22 protein-coding genes and 2 pseudogenes are annotated in these 23924 nt (G+C 37.7%); 8 read left to right on the top strand and 16 right to left on the bottom strand.

Features of this window, described 5'->3' with window-relative positions; translation table 11 throughout:
• Nucleotides 1–63: 63 nt before the first annotated feature.
• The 13 genes and pseudogenes from ACNARN_RS11820 to ACNARN_RS11760 all read right to left on the bottom strand — a co-directional run bounded on the left by ACNARN_RS11820 (nucleotide 64) and on the right by ACNARN_RS11760 (nucleotide 12468).
• Complete coding sequence (locus ACNARN_RS11820) at nucleotides 64–1563, bottom strand: helix-hairpin-helix domain-containing protein (protein WP_368927801.1); 1500 nt, start codon at nucleotides 1561–1563, stop codon at nucleotides 64–66.
• 27 nt (nucleotides 1564–1590) lie between these two features.
• Nucleotides 1591–3087, bottom strand: a complete 1497-nt coding sequence (locus ACNARN_RS11815) for a PP2C family serine/threonine-protein phosphatase (protein ID WP_416304487.1) — start codon at nucleotides 3085–3087, stop codon at nucleotides 1591–1593.
• Complete coding sequence (locus tag ACNARN_RS11810; RefSeq protein ID WP_416304486.1) at nucleotides 3087–4127, bottom strand: TerY-C metal binding domain-containing protein; 1041 nt, start codon at nucleotides 4125–4127, stop codon at nucleotides 3087–3089. Before ACNARN_RS11810 ends, ACNARN_RS11815 begins: the two co-directional genes overlap by 1 nt.
• Nucleotides 4128–4232: 105 nt before the next feature.
• Nucleotides 4233–4871 carry a vWA domain-containing protein gene (locus ACNARN_RS11805; protein ID WP_075672662.1) on the bottom strand — a complete coding sequence of 213 codons (639 nt, stop codon included), beginning with the start codon at nucleotides 4869–4871 and terminating at the stop codon, nucleotides 4233–4235.
• Nucleotides 4871–5512 carry a TerD family protein gene (locus tag ACNARN_RS11800; RefSeq protein WP_198626217.1) on the bottom strand — a complete coding sequence of 214 codons (642 nt, stop codon included), beginning with the start codon at nucleotides 5510–5512 and terminating at the stop codon, nucleotides 4871–4873. Before ACNARN_RS11800 ends, ACNARN_RS11805 begins: the two co-directional genes overlap by 1 nt.
• Nucleotides 5513–5529: 17 nt before the next feature.
• Nucleotides 5530–6168, bottom strand: a complete 639-nt coding sequence (locus tag ACNARN_RS11795; protein ID WP_198620735.1) for a vWA domain-containing protein — start codon at nucleotides 6166–6168, stop codon at nucleotides 5530–5532.
• 513 nt (nucleotides 6169–6681) lie between these two features.
• A complete protein-coding gene (locus ACNARN_RS11790; RefSeq protein WP_109373001.1) occupies nucleotides 6682–7179 on the bottom strand; it encodes a tellurium resistance protein TerW in 498 nt (165 codons plus the stop codon).
• Between the two features lie 284 nt (nucleotides 7180–7463).
• On the bottom strand, nucleotides 7464–8408 hold the full coding sequence (locus tag ACNARN_RS11785) for an HpcH/HpaI aldolase/citrate lyase family protein (protein ID WP_198620736.1): 945 nt from the start codon (nucleotides 8406–8408) through the stop codon (nucleotides 7464–7466).
• Nucleotides 8408–8614: pseudogene (locus ACNARN_RS11780) on the bottom strand (RNA-binding protein); the annotation flags it as partial. The pseudogene ACNARN_RS11780 and the gene ACNARN_RS11785, both read right to left, overlap by 1 nt.
• Nucleotides 8615–8739: 125 nt before the next feature.
• A pseudogene (locus tag ACNARN_RS11775) lies at nucleotides 8740–9484 on the bottom strand (cysteine protease StiP domain-containing protein); the annotation flags it as partial.
• A gap of 2 nt (nucleotides 9485–9486) precedes the next feature.
• On the bottom strand, nucleotides 9487–10257 hold the full coding sequence (locus ACNARN_RS11770; protein ID WP_198620738.1) for a hypothetical protein: 771 nt from the start codon (nucleotides 10255–10257) through the stop codon (nucleotides 9487–9489).
• Nucleotides 10250–11386: a phosphoribosyltransferase domain-containing protein gene (locus ACNARN_RS11765; RefSeq protein ID WP_311750492.1), complete on the bottom strand. Its 1137-nt coding sequence runs from the start codon at nucleotides 11384–11386 to the stop codon at nucleotides 10250–10252. The genes ACNARN_RS11770 and ACNARN_RS11765 overlap by 8 nt, the downstream gene beginning before the upstream one ends.
• A 14-nt stretch (nucleotides 11387–11400) precedes the next feature.
• Nucleotides 11401–12468 (bottom strand): ATP-grasp domain-containing protein, encoded by a 1068-nt coding sequence (locus tag ACNARN_RS11760; protein ID WP_416304485.1) that lies wholly within the window; start codon nucleotides 12466–12468, stop codon nucleotides 11401–11403.
• Between the two features lie 324 nt (nucleotides 12469–12792).
• On the opposite strand from ACNARN_RS11760, the gene ACNARN_RS11755 reads away from it, so the two are divergent.
• From ACNARN_RS11755 to ACNARN_RS11730, 6 genes are all read left to right on the top strand, one after another.
• Complete coding sequence (locus tag ACNARN_RS11755; RefSeq protein ID WP_198620741.1) at nucleotides 12793–13377, top strand: TerD family protein; 585 nt, start codon at nucleotides 12793–12795, stop codon at nucleotides 13375–13377.
• A complete protein-coding gene (locus tag ACNARN_RS11750) occupies nucleotides 13378–14538 on the top strand; it encodes a TerD family protein (protein ID WP_416304484.1) in 1161 nt (386 codons plus the stop codon).
• A gap of 25 nt (nucleotides 14539–14563) precedes the next feature.
• Nucleotides 14564–15019, top strand: coding sequence for a tellurite resistance TerB family protein (locus ACNARN_RS11745; RefSeq protein WP_109373009.1), 456 nt, complete (start codon nucleotides 14564–14566; stop codon nucleotides 15017–15019).
• Between the two features lie 34 nt (nucleotides 15020–15053).
• Nucleotides 15054–16094: a TerC/Alx family metal homeostasis membrane protein gene (locus ACNARN_RS11740; protein WP_198620743.1), complete on the top strand. Its 1041-nt coding sequence runs from the start codon at nucleotides 15054–15056 to the stop codon at nucleotides 16092–16094.
• Between the two features lie 53 nt (nucleotides 16095–16147).
• Complete coding sequence (locus ACNARN_RS11735; RefSeq protein WP_100158820.1) at nucleotides 16148–16726, top strand: TerD family protein; 579 nt, start codon at nucleotides 16148–16150, stop codon at nucleotides 16724–16726.
• A gap of 79 nt (nucleotides 16727–16805) precedes the next feature.
• Nucleotides 16806–17381 (top strand): TerD family protein, encoded by a 576-nt coding sequence (locus ACNARN_RS11730; RefSeq protein ID WP_109373011.1) that lies wholly within the window; start codon nucleotides 16806–16808, stop codon nucleotides 17379–17381.
• Between the two features lie 90 nt (nucleotides 17382–17471).
• On the opposite strand, the gene ACNARN_RS11725 is transcribed toward ACNARN_RS11730, so the two are convergent.
• Nucleotides 17472–18146: an HAD family hydrolase gene (locus ACNARN_RS11725; protein ID WP_198620744.1), complete on the bottom strand. Its 675-nt coding sequence runs from the start codon at nucleotides 18144–18146 to the stop codon at nucleotides 17472–17474.
• Between the two features lie 417 nt (nucleotides 18147–18563).
• Between ACNARN_RS11725 and ACNARN_RS11720 the strand changes: the two genes are divergently transcribed.
• Entirely contained in the window at nucleotides 18564–20090 is a 1527-nt protein-coding gene (locus ACNARN_RS11720; protein ID WP_198620745.1) for a methyl-accepting chemotaxis protein, read from the top strand.
• A 267-nt stretch (nucleotides 20091–20357) separates the two neighbouring features.
• Nucleotides 20358–21887, top strand: coding sequence for a methyl-accepting chemotaxis protein (locus ACNARN_RS11715; RefSeq protein ID WP_198620746.1), 1530 nt, complete (start codon nucleotides 20358–20360; stop codon nucleotides 21885–21887).
• A gap of 158 nt (nucleotides 21888–22045) precedes the next feature.
• Here ACNARN_RS11715 and ACNARN_RS11710 read toward each other — a convergent pair whose 3' ends face one another.
• Both ACNARN_RS11710 and ACNARN_RS11705 read right to left on the bottom strand, forming a co-directional pair.
• Nucleotides 22046–22963: a bestrophin family protein gene (locus ACNARN_RS11710; RefSeq protein WP_198620771.1), complete on the bottom strand. Its 918-nt coding sequence runs from the start codon at nucleotides 22961–22963 to the stop codon at nucleotides 22046–22048.
• Between the two features lie 207 nt (nucleotides 22964–23170).
• Nucleotides 23171–23890, bottom strand: a complete 720-nt coding sequence (locus ACNARN_RS11705; protein ID WP_198630319.1) for an enterotoxin A family protein — start codon at nucleotides 23888–23890, stop codon at nucleotides 23171–23173.
• Between the last annotated feature and the right edge of the window lie 34 nt (nucleotides 23891–23924).

The following is a 23924-nucleotide window of genomic DNA, read 5'->3' as shown; positions in this document are numbered from 1 at the left end:
AAAATAGCTTATAGCAAAGAGAATAACCCACGATAAATTAAATGGATTATTCTCTCTTTATCGTTAATTTGAGACTAATTGCACCACAACCAGTCGTCCGCCTTCTTCTGTTGATAACACAAATTGCAACCCATCTGTTAGCGCAATTTTATCGCCAATGGCTATCTGTTTTTTCTCTGGCAATACCATCAATCCCTCAATACGTTCATTCACCAGCCACCATGTTGAATTGTGAAAAACGAAATAACCGACACGTTTTTTCTGTTCATCAGTAGTGCGTTCATTGGGCGCAATAAGGCGATTAACATGCCAAGGAAAGAGTGATTGATTACTCCATACCATTAAGCGGTGATCGTCAGGTCTGAAACTGCCTGCCTTACGTGAAGAGTAGAGATTTAAAATCGGCAATTGACCTTTATAAGGCGTATGGCAATAAGGACAAACGGGCTGTGTTTTTCCAGAAAAAACATACCATTGCTGTTCACAATCTTTATTTTGACAAGGCTGAACTAAATCTACCGTTTTGACTAAAGCCGTCTCCCATTCATCTGCGGTAGGGCGTTGTGAAGGATCGTGTAATCCCGTGATAAACGCTCTTTCAAAAAGAGGCGTAAGGTAAGGCCCCATAATGGTATAAGGGATTTTTTGGGGATCAGCCCAAGGTAGCGATGACGGTTTTACCTGATTAAGTTTTACCGCATTGCTACGATCAGTTGGGTGCTCAATAAATAATGCTTTTTCACCCATAGAGAGCGTTTCATCACGCATTTCATCGTCAAGATCGTGAATTTTACCGCCCCGTAATGGGTGACGATAAAACAGATACATATAGATTAATACCGCAAGTGCGTGTCTATCTGTCGTGATGCTTGGCAAAATACGGTTAGGATCTTCTTTCGGTAAATGGCTGGTTTTTACTACTTCAGGCGCGATAAAGTCAGGGGTTCCCACCACATCAGGCGGATATTTACCGGGAACCACTAAACCGTCAATATCAATCACACAGGCATGGCCTTGCTCAGGATCGATAAGGACGTTTTTATAGCTTAAATCACTGTGGCATAAGCCTGCTGCATGCATTCGTCGTACTGCACGAGAGAGCAATAAACAGACTTTAAGGTAATTTAATAGATTGCCTCTTTCACGAGGATCGAGAAATTTATTTTGGTTATTGGCACTTGCAAACCATTTACCTTCTTTTTCTCGACCTTTTATCGCAAGAAAGTCATTGTTTTTAGAACCATATTTAAAGAAAAAGTGGGATTGATAAGTTGGAACAACAATACCAATTTTGCCTTGATGTTCGACAACATCCGTTGGCCAGCAAAAGAGGTTTTTCCAATATTCTCCACCACTTTGTTCAAAGATATTATGTCGATAAGAGCCTGTTATCATATCGATTCTATCTTTGGCTTGTGCATTCTGTTGTGTTTTATAGAAGGCAACAACGTAGGTTCGGTCAGGGGAAAAATAGACATCTTTCATTGAGCCAGAGCCAATGATCTCATTGACGTACTGAACTGTTTTTCCACTTTGCGTTGTACAGGTAATGATCTCTGCCATGAAACTCACCGATTCTCTCTTTTATGATTACCAAGCCACAACCAGAGTGCGGTCATCGTGATTGCCTGCTGAAAAGAAATTCAGCCATTCAGCCAATGCGCTATCTGCATGTTCAGGAGAGGCTAAACAAGGCGATATTTCATCAATGAATGCAGCCCATTTATTGGGATCTTGTAAGCCATTATCCGTTTCAAATACGGGATCGGACACTCCGTCTGTCATTAAAATAAGATGTGAAATTTCTTTCCACTTACCAATAATAATGCGTCGATTAAATTCAGCATCGTTGAGCGCACTATCATCAAGAAAACGGGTTTGTCCTGCATATTCACCACTATCAGGAATACCTAAAATACGCACTTTTCCAGCAGGGCCATAAGCGGCAATCGCACCATCTCCCATCCAAAATGAGGCAGCAAATAACTCATCATTGATACGCAAAGAAACCGTGGCTAATAACGTTGTTGAAAATGATTTTACGGGTTCATTAATATGAATCGCTTCATTTTTGAGGTTATTAATCGCTAATTGGGCGGCATTACGAAAGAGTTGTGCAAAGAAGCTTCCTACTTGATTAATGGCGCTGTTGTCATTCCATTGATGGATGGTTTCAAGATGAGGTTTAATTGCTTCATTTTCCAAACTTAATTGTGATTTTAAATAGTGGCTGACCGTATTGATAGCAATGCGTGAGCCTTCGCGAGAATAGCGAGCACTGCCTGCACCATCAGCAACAATTAAAATATTCCATTGGCTTTGGTTATCGTGGTGAATATAAAAATCATCATCACGGAATGTGCCTGCATGTTCATGAGAACGCCCACGACGGCTTGCTCCTACAATTCGAATGTCTTCTTCAAGAATAAGTTGGCTATCGATGTGGGCTTTGGGATAAGGGCTATCAGCGGGAGGTTCATTGATTTGCCATAAGCTACGCGGATCAGGATTGATGATTAATAAGACTTCATCTTGATAACGAATAGCATTAACAGACCAATGGACAACCAATATGAAATTGCCACTTTTTGTTGGCATTCCTACTAAGCAACAACTTTCATGATCAAAGGTTATTCCAACTCCTTCAGGGACATCAACCGCTTCAATTTCGGCAATTTCGAGGGTATTTAGCTCGATACTGAGCGTAGAATTGAATGCAGTGCCTACTTTTGCATTAGAAAGGGTAATTTTTGCCGTAGGGCGATGAATAATCGGTTTTTCTATTGGCATTGGTGATGAGTGTGTTGGAATTTGACCTGGCTTTAATGGACACTCTTCTGGTAATGATGTTTCTTCAGCAGCTAAATTGCGAGCTGGTGGCAATAACAGAAGAATAGGGGGGATTTTGTCTTGTGGTGTTATTTTTTCTGCCGCTTTAGCATTGATTTTATCAATAATAAAATCAATGTATTGAGCGATTTCCACATCTTCATACAACGCAATAACGAGCTCCTCATGTACAGGAATGCGATGTTGTGTCAGCGTGTCATCAATAATCAGTTTTGTGAGTAGGGCTTTTTTATCCATTAGCCTTTACCTCGTGTGACATCAAAGTCAGATTGGCTGCTGTTATCACCAAAGGTGATGTTGTTATCACACCAAGGGCAAACAACGCTTTCAGGGCCATTCACACAAAGTAATTTACCACATTGGCAAACGGCAAAAGCAGTAGCATTGCCGCAATAAGGGCAGCTAGGTGTACCATGAAGTTCGCTGGTGTTAACTTGATATGCCGTGGCGCTGAGATCACTCCATGCAAAGTAATCTTCATTTAAGGTGTAGCAACCCGTTAAGTTAAAACCATTAAGATTGAGGTTAAAATCGAGCCCTGAAGCTTTCATTGGTGGTCGTTCATATTTCATTAAATAAGGTGAACGTGTGTGGCTACAACGCCCGACAAAAGTGACACAAGACTCATCATAGGCACGAGCAACATCATCTTTCGCAAGACGAACAATATACTCTGTTTGATTTAAAAGTGGTGGCGGCTCTTCGCCAACACTTCGGCTATGAGAAACCACTGACATCGTTATCCATTTAATGAAACGAGTAAAATCGCCTTCTTGTGCTTCGGTAAATAACAGCACGTTTTCAGTTAATTGCGACAGCACATGTAAGTCTGCACTTAAGCCTAATCCAATCGCAATTAAGTTAACTTTGTTGGCGTAGTGAGCTTTCCAGCGCTTGATCTCTTGCGCGTAATCATCAGTAGGTCTGCCGTCAGTTAAAAGATAAACGACAGGTTTCCAATCGCCTTTTTGCTCAAGTGTGGTTTTTCTTACTTGCGTGTCGATTTGGTGAGAAAGTTCTCGTAATGCGCTGCCTAATGACGTGCCTCCGCCTAAAGGAAGTTGAGGAGGATAAAAGGAGACGACTTCAGTGAGTGGAACAATCGTTTTTGCAACACCAGCAAAGGCGATAACAGAAATACAAGCCGTTTCAAGGGCGTGCGGATCTCTTCTCAGATCGTTAATAATAGTTGTTAGACCGTCATTCATCTTTTTTAGGTTTTCACCGATCATTGATTCTGAACAATCTAAAACAAAGAAAATGGGTAGCCTTCTCATTGTTATACCTTATCTCTTTATCGTGGCTGTTATGTATTGTGATGGATAAACCAAAGTCTGAATAAAATAAAAGCAAAGCCTTTTGGAGCGCTTTGCTTTTGTAGATCACAGTACCAGTTGGATTTCAGGAGGTGGCGGCGGTAGGGTGTCTTTATCCGTATTCACTCCTGCACTTGAACTGCCAGATGCGACACTGGCAGAAACCCATTTAAAAAAGCCCGAGAAGGCATTGGAGTCTAGCGTTTCTAAAGCTACCACTTGAGATGTAAGCTCTTTAAGGTGATCGTGTTTGGCTTTAGGGCCAACAGCACAAGCGATGATCGAACCAAATGAACGCTTTTTCACTTCTTTAATCGCTTCACCATAGGCGTAAGCATCAGACGGTGTGCCATCCGTCATTAAAAAAACGAGAGGACGCCAGTCACCTTTTTGATCACCATCGGAACGTTTAATATCACGATCGACACACTTGATTAAACATTCCAGCGCAGCACCCGTGAAAGTACCGCCAGAGCTAGGTACGGTGATATCTGAGAATTGGAAATCTTCTAATGCAGTTAATGGGATAAATTCACGAGCCTCGTTATCATAGGTAATGATAGAGATATGCACGCTTTCTAATGCGTAAGGATCTTGTCTCAATGCATTAAGCATTGTTTGTATCCCAACGTTAACCGCATGAATAGATTCACCTCTCATTGATCCTGAAGTATCAATCAGCAGGTAAACGGGAAGTCTTCTCATTAGGCGAAATCCTTTAAGTAAGAAATAAAGCTATCTGAACTTGAAGGCTCTCCAATGGCGTTCAGTTTCCAGCCATTATCTTCTCTGACTAATTCAGCAAACAGCATTGAACGTTGGTTGTTGAAGGCTTCGCCTCCAGATAAATCAAAACGAGCCATTTCTACATTTTTCGCATCAACAGCGCGGATAAAGGCGTTTTGTACTTTACCAAAATGTTGTTGTAGTTCTCGACCATTGTAAATCTGAACAATAAAGACAATTTTGGTAAATTTAGGATCAAGTGTGTTTAATTTCACAATGATCTGTTCATCATCGCCATCACCTGCGCCTGTTCGGTTATCACCCGTTAACCAAATTTGTCCTGATTTGTGTTGTAGGCTATTAAAGAAAATAATATCGCCATTAACGAGAGAAGGTTGCCCACCTTCAATTTGACCTAAATCGTTTACTTTGCCATTTTCACCACATAAGAAGGCAATAACATCTAAATCGTATTCTTCGCTTTTTTTACCAAAAAGCCCACCAAGGAATCCGCGTTTTTCTTCGTTGATATCCCAGCCTAAACCGATAGTGACAGAGGAAAGGTCATATTCATTTTTCTTTAAACTAACACCTTGTCCTTTTTTTAAACTAATAGACATATTCATTCCTTTTTTATTTAAAGTACAACGTTAACCTCAGGAGGTGGCGGTGGTAAGTCATCAAGATCACTAATATCTTTCTTAGTTAAATCGACTTTTTGACTACCGACAGAAATACTGGCTGAAACCCACTTAAAGAATGACTTAATGGTATTGGAGTCCGCAGTATCTAGCTGTAATACAATTTCAGTGATATTTTTTAGTACATCAGTTTGTGCTGATTGTCCTACTGCACACGCAATAACAACGCCAGTGCGTGCCGCTTTAAATTTCTCAACGCCTTTTTTCCAATCGTCTGTGGGGGCGCCATCTGTCATCACAAAAACTAACGGACGCCAATCTCCTTTTGTTTCAGCTGTAGTTTTTTGTACTTCTTTTTCAATACGACTAGAAACTAAAGTGAGCGCAGAACCTAATGCTGTTGTTCCACTTGCGACTAAATCTGGTACTTTAAAATTGATTAAATCAGTGAGTGGCACAACCTGTTGCGCGGTTGAGTCAAAGGTGATGATAGAAATATAAGCAGTTTCTAATGCGTAAGGATCTTGGCGTAGTGTTGATAAGAGCATTTCAACGCCATTTTTTACTGCTGCAATAGGCTCTCCATACATGGAAGTCGATGTATCAAGCAAAAGGTAAACTGGCAATCTTCTCATGCATTTATCCTGTGAGTGAGATAGAAATAAGCGATTAATATACTAACCGACCCATGAAGGTGTTCAATTGAGATTATGCTTAGTTTAATTAAATTAGAGAAAAAACGCAGTGATGATTGTCCAATATTATTAATCTGAATGAAGATAGTATGAAAAGTAAAATAAAAGAGAAATTAGCCTGTTTGTCATCCTTAAATTGAGTGATGGAGCGATTTTATTTTATTAAAGAAAATATATTTTATTGAACCGTCTTAATAAGAGTAATGATAAATGAATGACTAATAGTGATTAGGTATAAATACTCTTTTTAATTAAAAAATAACAATTATAAAAGTCAATAAATTCAAAGTATTAGTTAATTGGTGTTTTTTGTTTTTAAAGTAATTTAAAATAAATTAAGAGTGTGAGGAAATATATGAAACAATTCTATTAGATAAGTGTTTTTATATATTTTCTGCTTTTGTTGTTTTTATAAAATAACTTGATACCGAAGTATCAAGTTGCTTTTTTTATTTAATTCGAATTCTTTTTTTCTTTTTCTTTCTCTGCTATTTCAGCGAGTGTTGATTGAATTAAATTTTCAATATAGTGATCAACTAATAATTCAACAGCTTCACTACGTGTGGAATTATTTAAATAAGATAATCTATCAATCTTGCGCAATGCTGACATTTTTAATGAAAGTGAAACAGATTTCTTCTTATCTTTATCGAGATAAACTCGGCTTGTCATTCCATTGTGGCGTAGATCTTCGCTGGCGGATAATGCCTCACGCATACGGCGTAACGCCTTACTATCGAGTTGACCTCGTTCAGTCATTTGATATGCACGAGAGGCTTTGCTGTATTTTATTTCAGCACCATAAGAATCTCTTATCTCTTTTAATACACGAGTTAACGTAGGCTCTGAGCATTCAAGAGCAGAAATAATCTTAATGGTTGGAACCTTTTTTCCTGAGCTTAAAAGGGTTGCCAGTGTAAAGACTCTGACCTGACGAGTGCTTAATTGCATGCTTAGTTACCACTTATTTTGTCATTGGTGTGTTAAAATATTCAGCAATAATTTCTATTATTCTTGTTCTGTGTTGACAAGGATAAATAAAATAAGATGCCTATTAAATGTAGTATAAATTAATAACTGAAATAAAAAAAATACACTTTTTTAAATAAAAAGATTCACGTTGTTCTTATAAGTTCTAGTTAAAGATAACATGCTTTAACTAGAAACTTATAAATCGAAATCAATATAAGATAATTATTTTATCTTATCGAATTTATCACCTGCTATAGAGTATTTTATGTTGCGTTAAAACGTTGAGCATTATTTTGTTGGTTAGGAATAATGCCATAAATTTTAGCTCTAGTTAAAATACTCAATGCCCAGCGACGATGTGTTGCTGGTTCACACATTGCACCTTGTGATTTAAAGACGGCTTGTGTTGAATTTAAAATACGTAATGCATCTGAATGATCGGATTGAGACACCATGAGAGCTTGTTCAATTTTATGAATTTGCTTTGGATGGATCGCTGTTTTACCGACAAGGCCATTAGCAATATCAAGTGCCAGCTCTTTATCCATAATATGGTGATCATCAATATGCTCACAAACAGGTGCTGTGAGGGCAAATTGGCGAGCGCCAAAGACAGCAACTAACATTTTTATCACGTAACCCATTGGGCCATCATAAAGTGTTAATTGGCGATTACGTCTAAGAGAAATGACATTCATTAAATCATTACCACCAATACGTAATGCAATAATTCTGTTATGACAAGGGTGAGTTAGTAGGTGGTTTGCAAGCTCTGTCATTTGAATAACATCAAACACTTCTTCTGTTTCAAGTGTTGGCATCATACATAAATGCGTATTTTCAATAATATTCCACCAAATTGGCAGAGAAACTTGTGTGAACTTAGGCAAAACAAGACCATCGATGGCGCTGACATCAAGATTTTCAGTGATCCATTGACCCATTTCAGTGTGGCGAGGGCGAATAAACAGCAGTGGCCAATGGCTACAATCGCTGTTTTTTTTGTGCTCTGCTAAGGTATTTAATAAGGTTGCCAAGTTTTCTAATGCAACAGGAATATCTGCATCACTCACGGCATCTTCTAAACAGATAATTAAAGAGCGTAACCCTTCAATTTTCTGATTGATGATTGTGGGTGCGATATCTGTTCGTGTCGCGGGCATATAAAGCGTTGCCCCTAAATTCCATGGGGATAATCGTTCAATCATTATTTCACCTTTTTAATGATAGTCACTGCACGATATTGACCAAGCGCTTGCCCTATTTCAATAACAGCAATATTTTTTTCCTGCGCAAGATAAACCAGTAACGCGACATCAGGATCGGTTATTTCTCTCACAAGAACATGATCAGGTACACGGCGTAAAACAGCGCGTGTAGCTTCAGCAATACCGGGTTTTATACGATTGATATTTGAAATATCATATTTGTTTGCAAGTGAACTAACGACGTTTTCGCTCAGCTTTTTTAAGTCTGATTGTTGTTCTTTAAATGTAGCTAGTGGAGTATCGTTATCGATTAATGTATCAACGACTTTTCCAACAGTATCAACAAGGTAACGACTGCATTCATACTGTTTTAAATGTTGGCAATCCACAAAACCATGAAAGCCTTCTTCAGTCCAAATTGAACGTGAAATTAATCCTGAAACAGGCGCTCCCATGATCCCAAATGGGATAAGCCAATCTTCATCGCTGGCACTTAACCATGCACAGCCACAAGGATCAGCAAGGACGACAAGACGAGGCTGAGCTGGATAGCCTTTTCGCCCTGATAACGAACGAATAAGTTCACCTGTAATAGCGCCTTTTCCTGTCCATCCATCGACAAACACAATACCTTCTGTACCGTGGCGTTGTTCTATCCATGAAAGCGCTTCGCTATCAATGCCTCTATCTCGAATAATACTAATGCCGTAGTGATAAGAGGTTTTTCCCATTTTACGTAATGTTTGTTGCAACATGACGCCTAAAGGAACACCTGCACGAACAAGGCTTGTCAAGATAATTGGGGTATCACCAAAGCGTTCAATCAATGATTTAGCCAGCATTATGACTTCAGTTGCTAAGCGTGTAGCGCCTGTTTCTAGCGCTTTTTCAAAGAGATCTAGATGCCATGTTGTTGGCTCTGGCTCTTGACTTAGCATGTCAGAATAGTGGCGCTTACCCGATTGTATCAGCTCTTCTTTTAACTCAACGGGCGTCATTTCGATATTAACCGGTTGAAGTAGAAAATCGACATCCCCTGATACATAAGAGCCCGAAAAAGGCTTATGATCCATCATGTTTATTCTCCAAAAATTTTTGTGTTGATCGCATCCGCAAATTGGCTTTGACGAGGAAGTCCATACCAACTACATAATTTCATAAAGCGATGATCACTTAGGCTGTCACCGAGTCCAATCACAGGAAAAACACCACGCTCAGTTTTTAATTTATTGAGCAAATAGGTGGCAGCTTTGCCTTTTTCGATAGGCTCAGGTAACCAAGCAATATTGTTGCTGTTACGATGAATATAAAAACCTTCAGTTGAGAATGTTTTTTCTATCTCATCACCTATGGTGTATAGCTCGTCTAATCGGGTGCTATCGTTATGCTTCATGACTAAATAAATAGGCAAATCACCGTATTCATAGTTAATTCGCGCCCAACCATCAATATTTCGTTCCGCCATTAATTGCGTGATTGATTGTTGTAGAGTCAATAAACGCTGTGTATATGGCGCTAAGCTTTGAGTGATGTGGTTTTGCCATTGTGTATCAGCATTGCCTTCTGGCGTTAATATCACCGCACCATGTGTAGTAATCGCCCAAGAATGAAAAGGAATGGTGACTCGGCTAATCTCTTCTGTTCCACGAGCAGTAACAGGAATTAAATCCGCATGCTCTAACATCCAATCTACAAGCATGGCTTGCTCTTGGGTCATAAAGCTACGGGGTTCTAAGCTTCTATCTAGCGCGCCAGTCTTATAGGGTTCTAGTGCTAATTCATCCACCATCTTACGACGTGTTTGAAATAGTGTGTCATCGAGATCAGTTAAAATAACGGGCTTAGTCATAACTAATTACCTCAACAATAGGTGCAACTTTATTGAGGGCTTCAATCAGTTGGCTATCAATGCTTTCAGCTGGTGTTTCACAACAAAGCAAAATGCGATCAAATTGTTGATGCGCCACGTTATAGACGAAGTTAGGAATACCTAAACCATAATTATCAGTAAATGTGATCGCTGATTGAATGGCAAAATTAGTTGAAATAGGTGAACGCGTTGTCGAACTATATTTTACGATAGCACCTTGTTTTTCAAGACGTTCAGCTAATAAAAACGGCTCCCAAACAAATTCTCCCGATCCTAAAACAAGGATTTTTTCACCTAAAGAAGCATTGATGGATAAACCCAGATCGCTTGCGGGCGTTGTCATCCCTAATCGACCCCAGCTCTGTTTACCAGTGATAGCAACTTGCCCTGATGCAGTGATATTAACATTAGGCATAATAGGTAAAGGCGCATTTGGATCGGCATCCCATTGCCACTTCCCTTGAACTAAAGAGAGGGTTTTAATCGGTAATGGGGAGCGCTCAGCGATAGAATCACCACTCCAATCGGTTAAGGTTACCGCTATAACCTGCTCAATATGGGTTAATCCACCTTCTTCACGTAGTGCTGAAAGCAGGTTGATAAAGGTATTACCTGTAGTCGCTTCATCATCAATTAATACAACGGTTTTTGCTTTTTGTACCCACTGGCGTTGCTCTGCTGTTGTAGGTAAATAGAGTAAGTGATCAGTCGCGTGGCTGTGATTTTCTTTAAATTCACACAGCAACTCACCTTTATCAACAGGATGACGTGTTGATGTTAAATAAATGGCTTGTTGATAGCGATTTCTCACTTCATCAAAAATGCCAGCACCTAAACCCACCGCCGTTTCTGCCATACCAATAAACAGTACAGGACCTTCAAGTGAGTCAGGAAATTGATGGGCAAGTTTTTGGTAGGTTTCACGCATTTTTTTCGGTGAAACAGGAATATGACGACCTAATACTTTACTGACAAATAGAAATGCACGCTTAGGATTGCGTCTTTCTGCAATATCAAATAATTCATCAAGTAACTCAATAGAACAATTTGGCGTCACACTTAATGTGCCACAAGAAAGAAGGCGACGATAAACGGATGAGTCACTCATACTATTTTTCATTATTAATTATTATCCGTACTGATTAAGTTTGTTAACGCTGAATTGAAAACAATAGAATCGGTGATTGAGCGTATTTTTGTTGGTGTAAAATGGTTATTTTGGGCTTCAGCCTCTTCAATACTTATTAATCCTAATTGGCGTAAAGCAAAAATACCTGCAAGATTAATTCCACAATGTTGGGTATAACCAATACCACCAGAAGGGCGCATATTAATTTCAAGTAAGAGTGGGCGACCTTGATGATTATTTCGAGTTTGCACATTCACAAGACCATCGGCTTTCATCGCCGTTGCGCACGCTTTACCTAATTCATAAGCCTCGCCTGAGATCTCTAGATGTTGTATTGCACCCTCTTTGCGTCGAGCTACAGCTGCAATAACATCACCTTGTTCAACCACCATATCAACAGAGTATTCAGGACCAGGCAAATAAGGCATTAAGACTAAAGGTTCAAAATGTTCAACTGCCTTTAATGCATCAAGATATTGTTGAGGATTGACTTGGCGATTTTCTGGGTGATTAAACAGTGCCATCGGTGAAACTTGATTATCAAAGCGCCAAAAACCCATACCATAAATCCCTTTTACAGGTTTGATGCATAAAGGTATTTCGCCAAAAGGAGGCTCTTTTATATGCGTTTCTAATTCATCGATAGATTTAATGTAAATAGAAGGTACTGCAGGAAGCCCACATTGTTCCATCGCTTGTGCAAATGCAACTTTATTATCAGCTAACTGAAGCTGTTCAAGTTGTGTGGCCCCAGTTGTTAATTTTACCCCAAATGACTCAATTTCTTGGCGGTGTAATTCAAACCATGCGCTATTACGACCGGTGTGAATGGCACGGACTTGATGCTGTTTTACAACATCATCGATAAATTGTAAGCGTAATGTCTCTTCAAGAGGTTCATAAAAAGCCCCATCAGCAAGCGATAAAATCTCATTTCGAGTATGACGATGAGATGCGAGCACAAAGATCTCTTGGTGCTGCTGTTTTGCAAAGTCTTTAACACTTTGAATTATATCGCGTTGTGATGATAAACCTTCCATAAACCAAATTGTGTTATTCATTACTCTGTATACCGTGAAATAAAAGTGTAGGGTTCAATGCTTATAATCATGAAGATTTCGAAGAACTGTGTCAATCATAATATGATTTATTTGAGTTAATTTTTAAATTGGGTAATTGAGTAAGTTATTATTATGATTTTTTTGTGTTTTTAATATTTTATTACAATGAAAATATCATTAATATCAATAAATTGATAAAACTTTAAATTTAAGTGAGAAAAATAGTCTTGCTCGTGTACTTCATCATGATATGATGATTTTCATGATATGGAATTAATCACAAATGGCGTTATTGTTTCACTCTACCTCTGAAGGAATTTAATTATGGTTTCATTAAGCAAGAATCAAACAGTTTCTCTCAGTAAACAAGTACCTACACTGAGCCACTTAATGTTTGGTTTGGGCTGGGATCCGATTAAGAAAAAAGGATTATTAGGCGGTCTTTTTGGTGGTGGTGGTTCTATCGATTTAGATGCAAGTTGCGTATTACTTGACGCAAATGGTAATCAAATCGATACCATTTGGTTTAGAAAATTAAAATCAAGTTGTCAGTCGGTTATTCACTCTGGTGATAACTTAACGGGTGACGGTGATGGCGATGATGAAACAATTTTCGTTGATTTAAACCGTTTACCAACAAATGTTGAATACTTGGTATTTACAGTAAATAGTTTCCGTGGACAAACATTTAATGAAGTTGAAAACGCATTCTGCCGAGTTGTTGATAAAACAACGAATAAAGAGCTGGTGCGTTATACCTTAACAGAGCAAGGCTCTCATACAGGTATCGTGATTGCTTCTTTACAACGTAATCATGGTCAATGGGATTTCACTGCGTTTGGTGCGCCTTGTAAAGGCCGTGTTATTAATGACATGATGCCTGATATTGTGGCTACGGTGGTGCGATAAATGAATATGACTCCAGGCGGGAACGTACCTGTTCCTAATCAAACATTAATCATTAGAATTCAATCAGGTGCACCAGTTGATGTGTCTGCTTTTAGACTTTATGCGTCAGGTAAAGTGAATGGCGACACCGATATGGTGTTTTATGGACAGACAGCTAATGATGATCGCACCGTTATTTATGCGACAGCAGGAAACAGCACATCTTTTACGGTGGATCTAACGCGCTTACGTCCAGATGTTGAAAAAATTGCGTTTACGGCGACTTGTGAAGGTCAACAAACTATCGCAAATTTACAACGATTATCAATTCAAGTTGATGCTAATAACGAAGTTGTGGCAAACGGTAATGTTGATATTAACGGTCGTCCTGAAGCGGCATTAATTTTAGGTGAATTGTATCTTCGTAATAGTAGTTGGAAGTTCCGTTTTATCGCTCAAGGATTTAACGGCGGTTTAAAGCCATTAGCTGAACATTTTGGTGTTGATATTGCAGACTCTGCACCAGCACCAGCACCAGCACCAAAACCGGCGCCAGCGCCAAGTTCGGTGAACTTAAGTAAGGTTTCTTTAACTAAAGAAAAACCGGCAATTAGCCTAACGAAGAAAGATGACTTCGGTAAAATTCGGATCAACCTTGATTGGCATCGAGAAAGCAAAAGTGGGGGTTCTGGGTTATTAGGTGGGTTGTTCGGTGGCAATAAAGGTATCGATTTAGATATCGGTGCTTTTGTTGAACTTCAGCAAGGACATAAGTCCGTTATTCAAGCATTAGGAAACGGGTTTGGTGATTTCAATCGTATTCCTTATGTTGAATTGCAAGGCGATGATCGTACGGGAGATGTTGCTGGTGGTGAATGGATCTTTGTGAATGGACGTGAATGGAAAAATATCAAGCAAGTGCTGATTTTCGCGTTTATTTATGAAGGTGTACCGAATTGGAGCAAAACAGATGGTGTTGTCACCATTCATGTACCAGAACAACCTCCTATCGAAACCCGTTTAACTGACGGTAATAATGGTCGCAATATGTGTGCGATTGCACGACTCGTTAATGAGAATGGTTCGATAAAAGTTGAACGTCTCAATGAGTTTTTTAAAGGTCACCGTGATATGGATAATGCCTACGGGTGGGGATTTCGCTGGACAGCGGGTTCTAAGTGATCAAGTTGATATAAGGAAAAATAGCATGAGTTTTTTTAACAAATTAAAAGATGGTTTTAATTCAGGTCGCTCTGAGTTAGCAAAGCAAGTTGGTCGCTTTAAAAACAAAAAATTTATGCAAGGCACTGTTGCTGTTTGCGCACGTATTGCCATTGCCAGCGGTGGAGTGAGTTCTGAAGAAAAACAGAAGATGCTCGGTTTTTTAAAAGCATCGGATGAACTTAAAGTTTTTGATACTTCTGAAGTTATCGAATTCTTTAATAAGCTAATCCTGAGTTTCGAATTTGATACTGAAGTCGGTAAAGGCGAAACCATGAAGTATATTCTGGCAATGAAAGATCAGCCAGAAGCTGCGCAATTAGCTATTCGTGTCGGTATTGCTGTTGCGAAAAGTGATGGTGATTTTGACAATGATGAAAAAGAAGCTGTGCGCGCTATTGCCATTGCATTAGGTTTTGAGCCCGCAGAATTTGGTTTGTAATTAATTTAATATAGGGAACCGTTTAGGAATTATTATGGTATCCACACATATTGGTTTTCCGACAGAAACTGTCATTGTCTTTGTTGTACTTGCGATTGGCGCTATTTTTATCGACTTATTTATGCATCGCTCAGATAAGCCGATAACATTAAAGAATGCCATATTTTGGTCTATATTCTGGGTTGCTATTGCAATGGTATTCGCAGGATTCCTTTATATTCACCATGGTGCAGAGGTTGCGAGCTTATTCGTAACAGGTTATGCGCTAGAGAAAGTGCTTTCGGTTGATAACTTGTTTGTCATGATGGCGATTTTCTCTTGGTTTGCTGTGCCTGATCGCTTCCGTCACCGCGTTCTTTATTGGGGTATCATCGGTGCTATTGTTTTCCGTGGGATCTTTGTTGCCATCGGTACAGGACTGTTAAGTTTAGGACCATATGTTGAGATAGTATTTGCCTTAATCGTGGCTTGGACGGCAGTTATGATGCTGAAAAGCGGTGATGATAGTGAAGAAATTGAAGACTATTCGCAGCATCTTGCTTATCGCTTAGTAAAACGATTTTTCCCTATATGGCCAAAAATCACTGGACATGCATTCTTACTAACACAAAAAGAAGTTGATGTAGAGTTAGCGAAACCTGAAAACAAAGATATTACTATCGGTCGTGGTACAAAAGCTGCGCTATATGCAACGCCACTAATGCTGTGTGTGGCAGTCGTAGAGCTTTCTGATGTGATGTTTGCTTTCGACTCGGTTCCCGCTATTATCGCAGTAAGCCGTGAACCTTTAATTGTATATAGTGCAATGATGTTCGCAATTTTAGGCTTACGTACGCTTTACTTCGTGTTAGAAGCGTTAAAACAGTATCTCGTTTACCTTGAAAAAGCGGTTATTGTGTTGTTGTTCTTTATTGCTGTAAAACTGGGTCTAAATGCAACAGATCATATTTGGCAACATGGATACAGCATCTCCGCGACAACCAGCCTATTTGTTGTGCTTGGTGTTCTTGCTCTGGGTATTATTGCAAGTTTCTTATTCCCAGAGAAAAAGGATAATGAAGGTAAGTCAGAATAATTAGTATTCTTGAGAAATCAGAATATCAAAAACTAAATTAAAGAGGTTAAAAAATGAGCGTTTCTCTTTCTAAAGGTGGTAATGTCTCTCTGAGCAAAGCAGCCCCAACGATGAAAAACGTCCTTGTCGGACTTGGTTGGGATGCCCGTTCTACAGATGGTCAAGATTTTGACTTAGATGCATCTGTATTTCTGTTAGCGGCTAATGGAAAAGTACGTAGCGATGCCGATTTCATTTTTTATAACAACTTAAGATCTGCTGATGGCTCTGTTGTTCACACGGGTGATAACCGTACTGGTGAAGGCGATGGTGATGATGAAGCGCTGAAAATCAAATTAGACATGATCCCAAATGATGTCGATAAGGTTATCTTCGTTGTGACTATCCATGATGCGCAAGCTCGTCGCCAAAGCTTTGGCCAAGTATCAGGTGCATTTATTCGTTTAGTTAATGATGACAACCAAATTGAAGTTGCTCGTTATGACTTAACGGAAGATGCATCAACAGAAACAGCAATGTTATTTGGTGAGCTATATCGCCATAACTCGGAGTGGAAATTCCGTGCTGTTGGTCAAGGTTATGCAGGTGGTTTAGGTTCAGTTTGTGCTCAATACGGTATTAATGCCTCTTGATAGTGGATTTATAAGACACTAACCGCTGGCAGTCATAAGATGTGATTGCCAGTTTATTCAATAAAGTAGGAGCTTTGATATGGCAGTTTCCCTTGTTAAAGGCGGTAATGTTTCTCTGACTAAAGAAGCACCAACAATGTCGGTTGCTATGGTTGGTCTAGGATGGGATGCCCGCGTGACTGATGGCGCAGAGTTCGATTTAGATGCGTCAGTGTTCATGGTAGGTGAAGATGGAAAAGTACTTTCAGACGCAAGTTTTATCTTCTTTAATAACAAAGTGAGTCAATGTGGAAGCGTTGAACACCAAGGAGATAACCGTACTGGGGAAGGCGATGGTGATGATGAGCAAGTAAAAATCACCCTATCAAAAGTCCCTGCTGAAGTGAAAAAATTGGTATTCGCAGTCACTATTTATGATGCTGAAAATCGTAAACAAAACTTCGGTATGGTGAGCAACAGTTTTATGCGCGTTTTTAATAACGACAATAATACTGAAATTGCACGCTTTGATCTTTCTGAAGATGCATCTACAGAAACTGCAATGATCTTTGGTGAGTTATATCGCCATGGTACAGAGTGGAAATTTAAAGCTGTAGGTCAAGGTTTTGCGGGTGGTTTAGGTGCATTAGCATCACAACACGGCGTGAATATCTAATCTCTACACTATTAGTACATATAGTACATAGTGCATGGTAAAAACCCTCGTTAATCGAGGGTTTTTTTGTGCTCAATTTTGTGGGTAAGATTATTTTTTTGTTTCTATCTTTATGGGTGATTTTTTCGATTTACTTTTGCCTGTATGAAAGTGGCGCCAATGAGGATCTTGTGCTGCAAAAAGCAACTCATGATCACCTCGAGAATCTCCCCAAGCTCTTAAATGATATTGTGTGAGATCCCCATAAACACTTTCTAACCGCTTGATTTTTTCACCACAGCGACAGTTATTACCAATAATTTTCCCCGTTAATACACCTTCAACAACTTCGAGCGTTGTACCAATTAATTTAATGCCTAAGCGATCAGCAAAGGGTTGTAATACCATTGCTGGTGATGCTGAACAAATGGTGACTTCAGCGTGACTGTTCACCTCTTCAGCAACGGCTAATAAACCGGTAGGGCGCATTAGTTTAGCCCAGTAAAGTTGGCAGAAGGCTTCGGCTTTTTCTTTTAACCAATTCTCATCAATGTTGGTTAAAAAGGTTTTAATAAGTACTTCTTTTAATTCATCACGAGTAAGTTTGCGTCTAAAGCAACGTAATGTGGGCAATACCATCTTAATCAAACGGCGTGAAAATTTACGTTTACCAAAAGCAAACTTTAAAAAAGGAATAAAACTGTCGTGATAGGTCAGCGTGCCATCAAAATCAAACACTGATAATGTTTTTACGGTGTTTTTTGAGTTTTCAAACTGAGGTTGCATAAAAAGTTAAGCTCCGTAAATCATCAGAGTTTTTTAAGGTCATGGTGCATATTATATCATCGTTCTCAAAATGAGATAGTACGGTTGTTACTTATTGAAAATAAAACTATTTATACTTTTATGAATAATAGGGTGTAGGAGTAATCGATGAAAAGCATCAGCAGATATTGGCTACCCAATAAAGTAATGCGTGATTGATAAAAAATAGCGTATTTATTATTAACATTATTGGTTGCATTATTTTATAAAATAAGAATAAAGCGTGATTTATTTAAAATATGATTAGTGGTTATTTATAGAATAAAAATTTTTAAATAAAAATTATTAACTTATATGTATCAATGATAATTAAATAAAAAAATAACTTCGTCGATAAAAAATAAAGTTTATCGATATGTACATATAGGTATTTTTATTATGAGTATTAAACAAAGTGCTAAAATAGGCGCATCTGCACTGTTATTAATTTTTATTTTATCCTCTGTATTATCTACATTTTTCATCTATAAAATGAAAAATAATTTTACTCAAGTTGAAGTATTATTGACACGTTACACCGATGTTTTGATGGCGCGTTATCAATTAGCGATTATGCGTTCTAATGTGAATTTTCTGATACAAGATACCGCCGAAACAAATGCTAAAGATGCTGAAATTATTGAGAAAAACAAAAAAATTGCGGTAAGTGCTAAACATGCAATGGATATATGGGTAAAAGAAAAGAAAGTCACAGTAGAAGCACAAAAAAGTGCAGATGAAATAGCAAAGTTATTTTATAGCCTAATTGATAGACTCTTGATTGCGTCAAATGGCTCAGAAGCAATACATATAAAGGATACAGAGTTTGCCAATGATTTTGATAGATTAAATAATTTATTTGATAACTATGTTTCTGTTAAAGCCAAAAATAGTGCTGGGCTCAGAAATAGACAAGATACGATGGTTCAGCTTTCTATTTATTCCACTCTCATATCCTTATTAATTCTATTCGTTATTTTATATTTTGCTATTCGTTGGATAAACAAAACCTTTATTTATAACCTTAATACGTTGTCTAATGTGTTAAATAAAGTTGGTAAAGGGGAGTTAGTTTTCGATTTACCTAAAATGAAAAAAGATGAATTTGGTGAGTTATTTTCACATGTGAGTGATATGCAAAAAGCGTTAACTTCGACCATTCTTACCGTAAAAAGAGAAACGTTAGAGATAAAACGAGGAGCTTCTGAAATTGCATCAGGTAATCAGGAGCTCTCTGCTCGTACTGAAGAGCAAGCTAGTGCATTACAACAAACCGCAGCCAGTATGGAAGAGATTAAAACCGCAGTAGCCAATAACACCGAAAATACTCAAGAAGCCAATGAGATTATTAATCAATCCAATGACATCGTTATAGATGGTGCTAGTGTAATGAAAGAAGCTATCTCATCGATGAAAAAAATAGAGCAAGGCGCGTTAAAAGTGGGTGAGATTAACGAAGTGATTAATAATCTTGCGAGTCAAACGAATATTTTAGCGCTAAATGCAGCAGTAGAAGCTGCGAGAGCAGGGGAACAAGGGCGAGGTTTTACCGTTGTTGCGGCTGAAGTAAGAAATTTAGCAGCCAAAAGTGCAGATGCTGCAAAAGAGATCAGCCAGATATTAAAAGCATCTATAAAAGATGTCGCAGAAGGAACCGCTCTCGTTAATAAAACGGGAAAACATATGCAAGAGATCGTTTCTTCAATTACAAAAGTAAATAATATTATGCAAGGGATAAGTCTCGCTTCTGAAGAGCAACGGGTTGGTATTGAACAAATTGCGGTGGCGATTAATCAGATGGATACGGTTGTGCAACAAAACGCCTCTTTAGTGGATCAAGGCGCATCTTCAACGATGATGTTAGACGAAAAAGCACAGGTATTGATGGATAATGTAGCGGTATTTCAGATTGAGGAACCGATGTAATAACGATTAAAACAGCTCACTTTGAAGTATTGTATTGAAGTGCGCTGTTTTATTTTTAACTTATTAATAACACTAAAATATTATTTCATTGTGAGATATTATCAAAGTTAAAATATGAATATCAGTATAAAAAACTAGTCGTAATCATTGATTGAAAACTGTAATAAGTATTTGTATCGATAATTCTGATTAATAAGTAAATAAAATCTATTTCGTGCCGATAAATGAGTACATTTGTATCACTTTATTACCGGGGTGGATTATTTCATGAGTATTGAAAGATCAGCTAAAGTAGGTTCTATCATATTATTAGCCATTTTCTTATTATCATCTGTATTGTCGTCATTTTTTATTTATAGGATGCAAGAGAACTTCGCATCATTGGATTCTTTGAATACCAGATTGAATAGTGTTCAAGAAGCAAGGTATGAATTAGCGACCATTCGTTCTCACGTCAACTACCTAATGTTGTTGAAAACAATGACGGATGAGAATAAGCAAGAAACAATTAAATCACTTGTTGCTGAAGCGAAAGAGTTGGCGACAAAATCAAAAGCGACTATCACACATTGGGTAGGCGTGAAGAAGATAAGTCCTGACGCTCAACGTAATTCAGAACAACTATCAGTGTTATTCTATTATCTTCTAGATGAACTTATTGCACCTATAGATACGCTAGATTACACAGAATCAAACCTCTCTGGTGACTTTAATCGTTTATCTGATCTCTTTGATGAATATCTTATGATCACTAAAGCTGTGAATGATGATATTAAAACACAGCAAGCTTGGATGGTTCATCTTTCTATTTATACCTCGATTATTGCGTTAGCCATTATCCTTTCTCTGCTTTATATGGTTATTCGTTGGATAAACAAAACTTTTATCTTCAATCTCAATACATTGTCTTCGATTTTACAAAAAGTGGGAGAGGGAGATTTAAGTTTCACTCTACCTAAGAAACGAAATGATGAGTTTGGAACTTTGTTCTCTAATGTAGGGGATATGCAAACAGCGCTAACATCGACTATTCAACTTGTTAAAGAAGAAGCGCTAGAGATCAAAAAAGGTTCGGCAGAAATTGCTTCTGGCAACCAAGATCTCTCTTCTCGTACTGAGGAGCAAGCAAGTGCTTTACAACAAACAGCAGCAAGTATGGAAGAGATAAAAATCGCAGTAGTGAATAATACGGATAATGCGATTTTAGCAAACTCCATTACCGCAGAAACACGCGATTTAGCGATTGATGGTTCTAACATTATGAATGATGCGATTAACTCAATGAAGAAAATTGAGGTAGGAACATTAAAAGTTGCTGAAATCAATGATGTGGTTAATAACATAGCAAGCCAAACCAATATTCTGGCATTAAACGCAGCCGTTGAAGCGGCGCGTGCAGGTGAGCAAGGCCGTGGATTTACTGTTGTTGCAACAGAAGTGAGAAATTTAGCAGCAAGAAGTGCAGATGCTGCGCGTGAAATTAATCAAATTATCAGAGAATCCGTTGCTGATGTGGCTCATGGCCGTGAGTTGGTTAATAAAACGGGTGAGCATATGCAAGAGATAGTCTCTTCTATTACTAAAGTCAGCGATATTATGCAGGGCATTAGTATTGCATCAGAAGAGCAAAAAGTCGGGATCGAACAAATAGCTGTCGCAATTAACCAAATGGATTCTGTTGTACAGCAAAATGCTGCCTTGGTTGAACAAGGTGCAACATCAACAATGATCTTAGATGAGAAAGCACAAAACTTAACAGATAAAGTTTCAGTCTTTCAAATTAAAGAACAATATTAATCCGTTAAGTTAGTCTGTTAATATTGTATTCAAAACAAGCTCACTCTGAGTGTAAAACTCAAGTGAGCTTTATTATTATTGGCTTTAGCCAGTTTAAGTCGCGTCAGCGTCTTAAATATAAAATCACCCGCTTACGGGTGGTTATGATTATTTATTGATCATAGTAAGTTATAATGTTTATCTGGTCTTACAGTTATCGGTAATGGGGTAATATCTTGCATTTCTAATAAGTTTCTTTCAATCGTATTACAAATGGCATTTAAGGGTAAGTCATTTGCAGATACACCAAAAGGATCTTCTAATTCTTCAGCTAATGAATCCCAAGATAAAAAAGTATAAGAGATAAAAACTGATACAAACGGTGTCATATAATGGAGATCTGCTACCAAAGCAAAAGGTAATAATGTACAAAATAAATAAACAGTACGTTGCAATATCAAAGTATAAGCAAATGGAACTGGGGTATTTGAGATCCGTTCGCAACCTCCGAGTACATCAGATAAATTATTAATATCCTTATTAATTGATTGAAAAATAACATCACTTATCATCTTGTTATCTCTCAGTTCACCTATTTTTAAACCGATATGTAATAAAATACGATTAGTGGGATAAGGGCTATTCATTATTTCATTAAATAAAGTTCGAGGTAATAGGCGGTAAAGATCAACCATTGGATCTGTTTTTCTTAGCTCGTGCTTTAAGCTCCAACTAAAAGCAATTAATAGATTAGAAAAGTCTCGATTAAATTGTTTATCTTCAGGTAATAATGCTTTTATATTTCTTAATATATTACGATGAGTAATTAACATATTACCCCATAGGGTTCTGGCTTCCACAAGCCTGCTATAGCTTGCATTATTTCTGAAACCAAGGAATATTGCGATGGCAATACCGAGTAAACTAAAAGGAGCAACTGTTAAGTGTATTCCTAATTGTTCATACCATTGATAAATCAAAATAGCGATAATTGACATGATAACATTAAGGCATAAACGAAAGATTATTTTTGAAAGCACTGAACCATGCCAATCAAATAACCGAAAGAACCAGTGTTGATTAGGACGAATGACCATAATAGTAATTATATAAGACAAGATTTGAATTGTGAGAATATTATCTCAATAAAAGAAGTAATAAGCCAATTAATTCTATTAAAATAATTAATAAGTATGAAAGTTCTGATTCATATATACCTATATGAATCAGAAAGATAAATTTATATTATTAGACATGAGTATCGTTAATGTAATAATGCAGACATAGTTGATTTGATTTATTAATCATAATGCTTCAGCCACCTCCATAACTGTACTTAGTACAGAACCCCAAGTGAATGAAGATGAAGGTAGCACTGCGGATGCTTCTGCTAACTCATTGTTTATATTTGTCATAGATAATCCCATCACTAGATGAGGTAAATTATCTATTTTTAATGGGTTATAACCTTTATAGGGTTCATCAGATGAATATGTTTTTTCTGGTGAATAATGAGGATTTACCATTGTTTCTTCAAGGATCTCACTACCTTCTTTAGTGTAAATAGTGACAAGTTCTATTAATTGATTTGGAATATTTATATATGCAGAATATTCTTGCTCTTCAGTTAATACTGATCTTAATACGTCACTAACACGTTCTTTAATTTTATCATGATAATAATAGACAGTCTCAAGTGCAGAATAAAAATTATTTGTTGCCCTTATCTTATAAATATAAGATTTATTTTCGCTTGAGACATTGAGTAAATCTTTTGCGAATTTTTCACTTGATTTAAAACTTGATGTTGTCGGAATAAATGCAGAGTCTTTACTCCCTCTTCTCCCTGAAACACCGTTTACATGGGAATGAAAATTGATATTATTTCCCCAAGCGACAAATCCTTTTTTAAATACCTCCTCGGGTGGTCTTGAATCTGCTCGGTACACTTTACTAACAGGTCTTGCATATGATAGTTGTATATTAAATAAAATAAATAATATAATTAAAATTATTTTTTTCATTATAACCTCTATTTTTCAATAAATGCTTTATAGT

The organism is Proteus sp. TSJ240517 (assembly GCF_047921575.1).
Taxonomy (GTDB): Bacteria; Pseudomonadota; Gammaproteobacteria; order Enterobacterales; family Enterobacteriaceae; genus Proteus.
This window is presented reverse-complemented; position numbering and strand designations above follow the sequence as displayed.

Coding starts and splice junctions, on each gene's coding strand:
- ACNARN_RS11720 (WP_198620745.1), top strand. CDS start 18,564: ATGAGTATTAAACAAAGTGCTAAAATAGGCGCATCTGCACTGTTATTA.
- ACNARN_RS11725 (WP_198620744.1), bottom strand. CDS start 18,146: ATGCAACCTCAGTTTGAAAACTCAAAAAACACCGTAAAAACATTATCA.
- ACNARN_RS11805 (WP_075672662.1), bottom strand. CDS start 4,871: ATGAGAAGACTTCCCGTTTACCTGCTGATTGATACTTCAGGATCAATG.
- ACNARN_RS11815 (WP_416304487.1), bottom strand. CDS start 3,087: ATGGATAAAAAAGCCCTACTCACAAAACTGATTATTGATGACACGCTG.
- ACNARN_RS11790 (WP_109373001.1), bottom strand. CDS start 7,179: ATGCAATTAAGCACTCGTCAGGTCAGAGTCTTTACACTGGCAACCCTT.
- ACNARN_RS11715 (WP_198620746.1), top strand. CDS start 20,358: ATGAGTATTGAAAGATCAGCTAAAGTAGGTTCTATCATATTATTAGCC.
- ACNARN_RS11810 (WP_416304486.1), bottom strand. CDS start 4,127: ATGAGAAGGCTACCCATTTTCTTTGTTTTAGATTGTTCAGAATCAATG.
- ACNARN_RS11740 (WP_198620743.1), top strand. CDS start 15,054: ATGGTATCCACACATATTGGTTTTCCGACAGAAACTGTCATTGTCTTT.
- ACNARN_RS11735 (WP_100158820.1), top strand. CDS start 16,148: ATGAGCGTTTCTCTTTCTAAAGGTGGTAATGTCTCTCTGAGCAAAGCA.
- ACNARN_RS11800 (WP_198626217.1), bottom strand. CDS start 5,512: ATGTCTATTAGTTTAAAAAAAGGACAAGGTGTTAGTTTAAAGAAAAAT.
- ACNARN_RS11710 (WP_198620771.1), bottom strand. CDS start 22,963: ATGGTCATTCGTCCTAATCAACACTGGTTCTTTCGGTTATTTGATTGG.
- ACNARN_RS11730 (WP_109373011.1), top strand. CDS start 16,806: ATGGCAGTTTCCCTTGTTAAAGGCGGTAATGTTTCTCTGACTAAAGAA.
- ACNARN_RS11705 (WP_198630319.1), bottom strand. CDS start 23,890: ATGAAAAAAATAATTTTAATTATATTATTTATTTTATTTAATATACAA.
- ACNARN_RS11750 (WP_416304484.1), top strand. CDS start 13,378: ATGAATATGACTCCAGGCGGGAACGTACCTGTTCCTAATCAAACATTA.
- ACNARN_RS11755 (WP_198620741.1), top strand. CDS start 12,793: ATGGTTTCATTAAGCAAGAATCAAACAGTTTCTCTCAGTAAACAAGTA.
- ACNARN_RS11820 (WP_368927801.1), bottom strand. CDS start 1,563: ATGGCAGAGATCATTACCTGTACAACGCAAAGTGGAAAAACAGTTCAG.
- ACNARN_RS11770 (WP_198620738.1), bottom strand. CDS start 10,257: ATGACTAAGCCCGTTATTTTAACTGATCTCGATGACACACTATTTCAA.
- ACNARN_RS11795 (WP_198620735.1), bottom strand. CDS start 6,168: ATGAGAAGATTGCCAGTTTACCTTTTGCTTGATACATCGACTTCCATG.
- ACNARN_RS11745 (WP_109373009.1), top strand. CDS start 14,564: ATGAGTTTTTTTAACAAATTAAAAGATGGTTTTAATTCAGGTCGCTCT.
- ACNARN_RS11760 (WP_416304485.1), bottom strand. CDS start 12,468: ATGAATAACACAATTTGGTTTATGGAAGGTTTATCATCACAACGCGAT.
- ACNARN_RS11785 (WP_198620736.1), bottom strand. CDS start 8,408: ATGATTGAACGATTATCCCCATGGAATTTAGGGGCAACGCTTTATATG.
- ACNARN_RS11765 (WP_311750492.1), bottom strand. CDS start 11,386: ATGAGTGACTCATCCGTTTATCGTCGCCTTCTTTCTTGTGGCACATTA.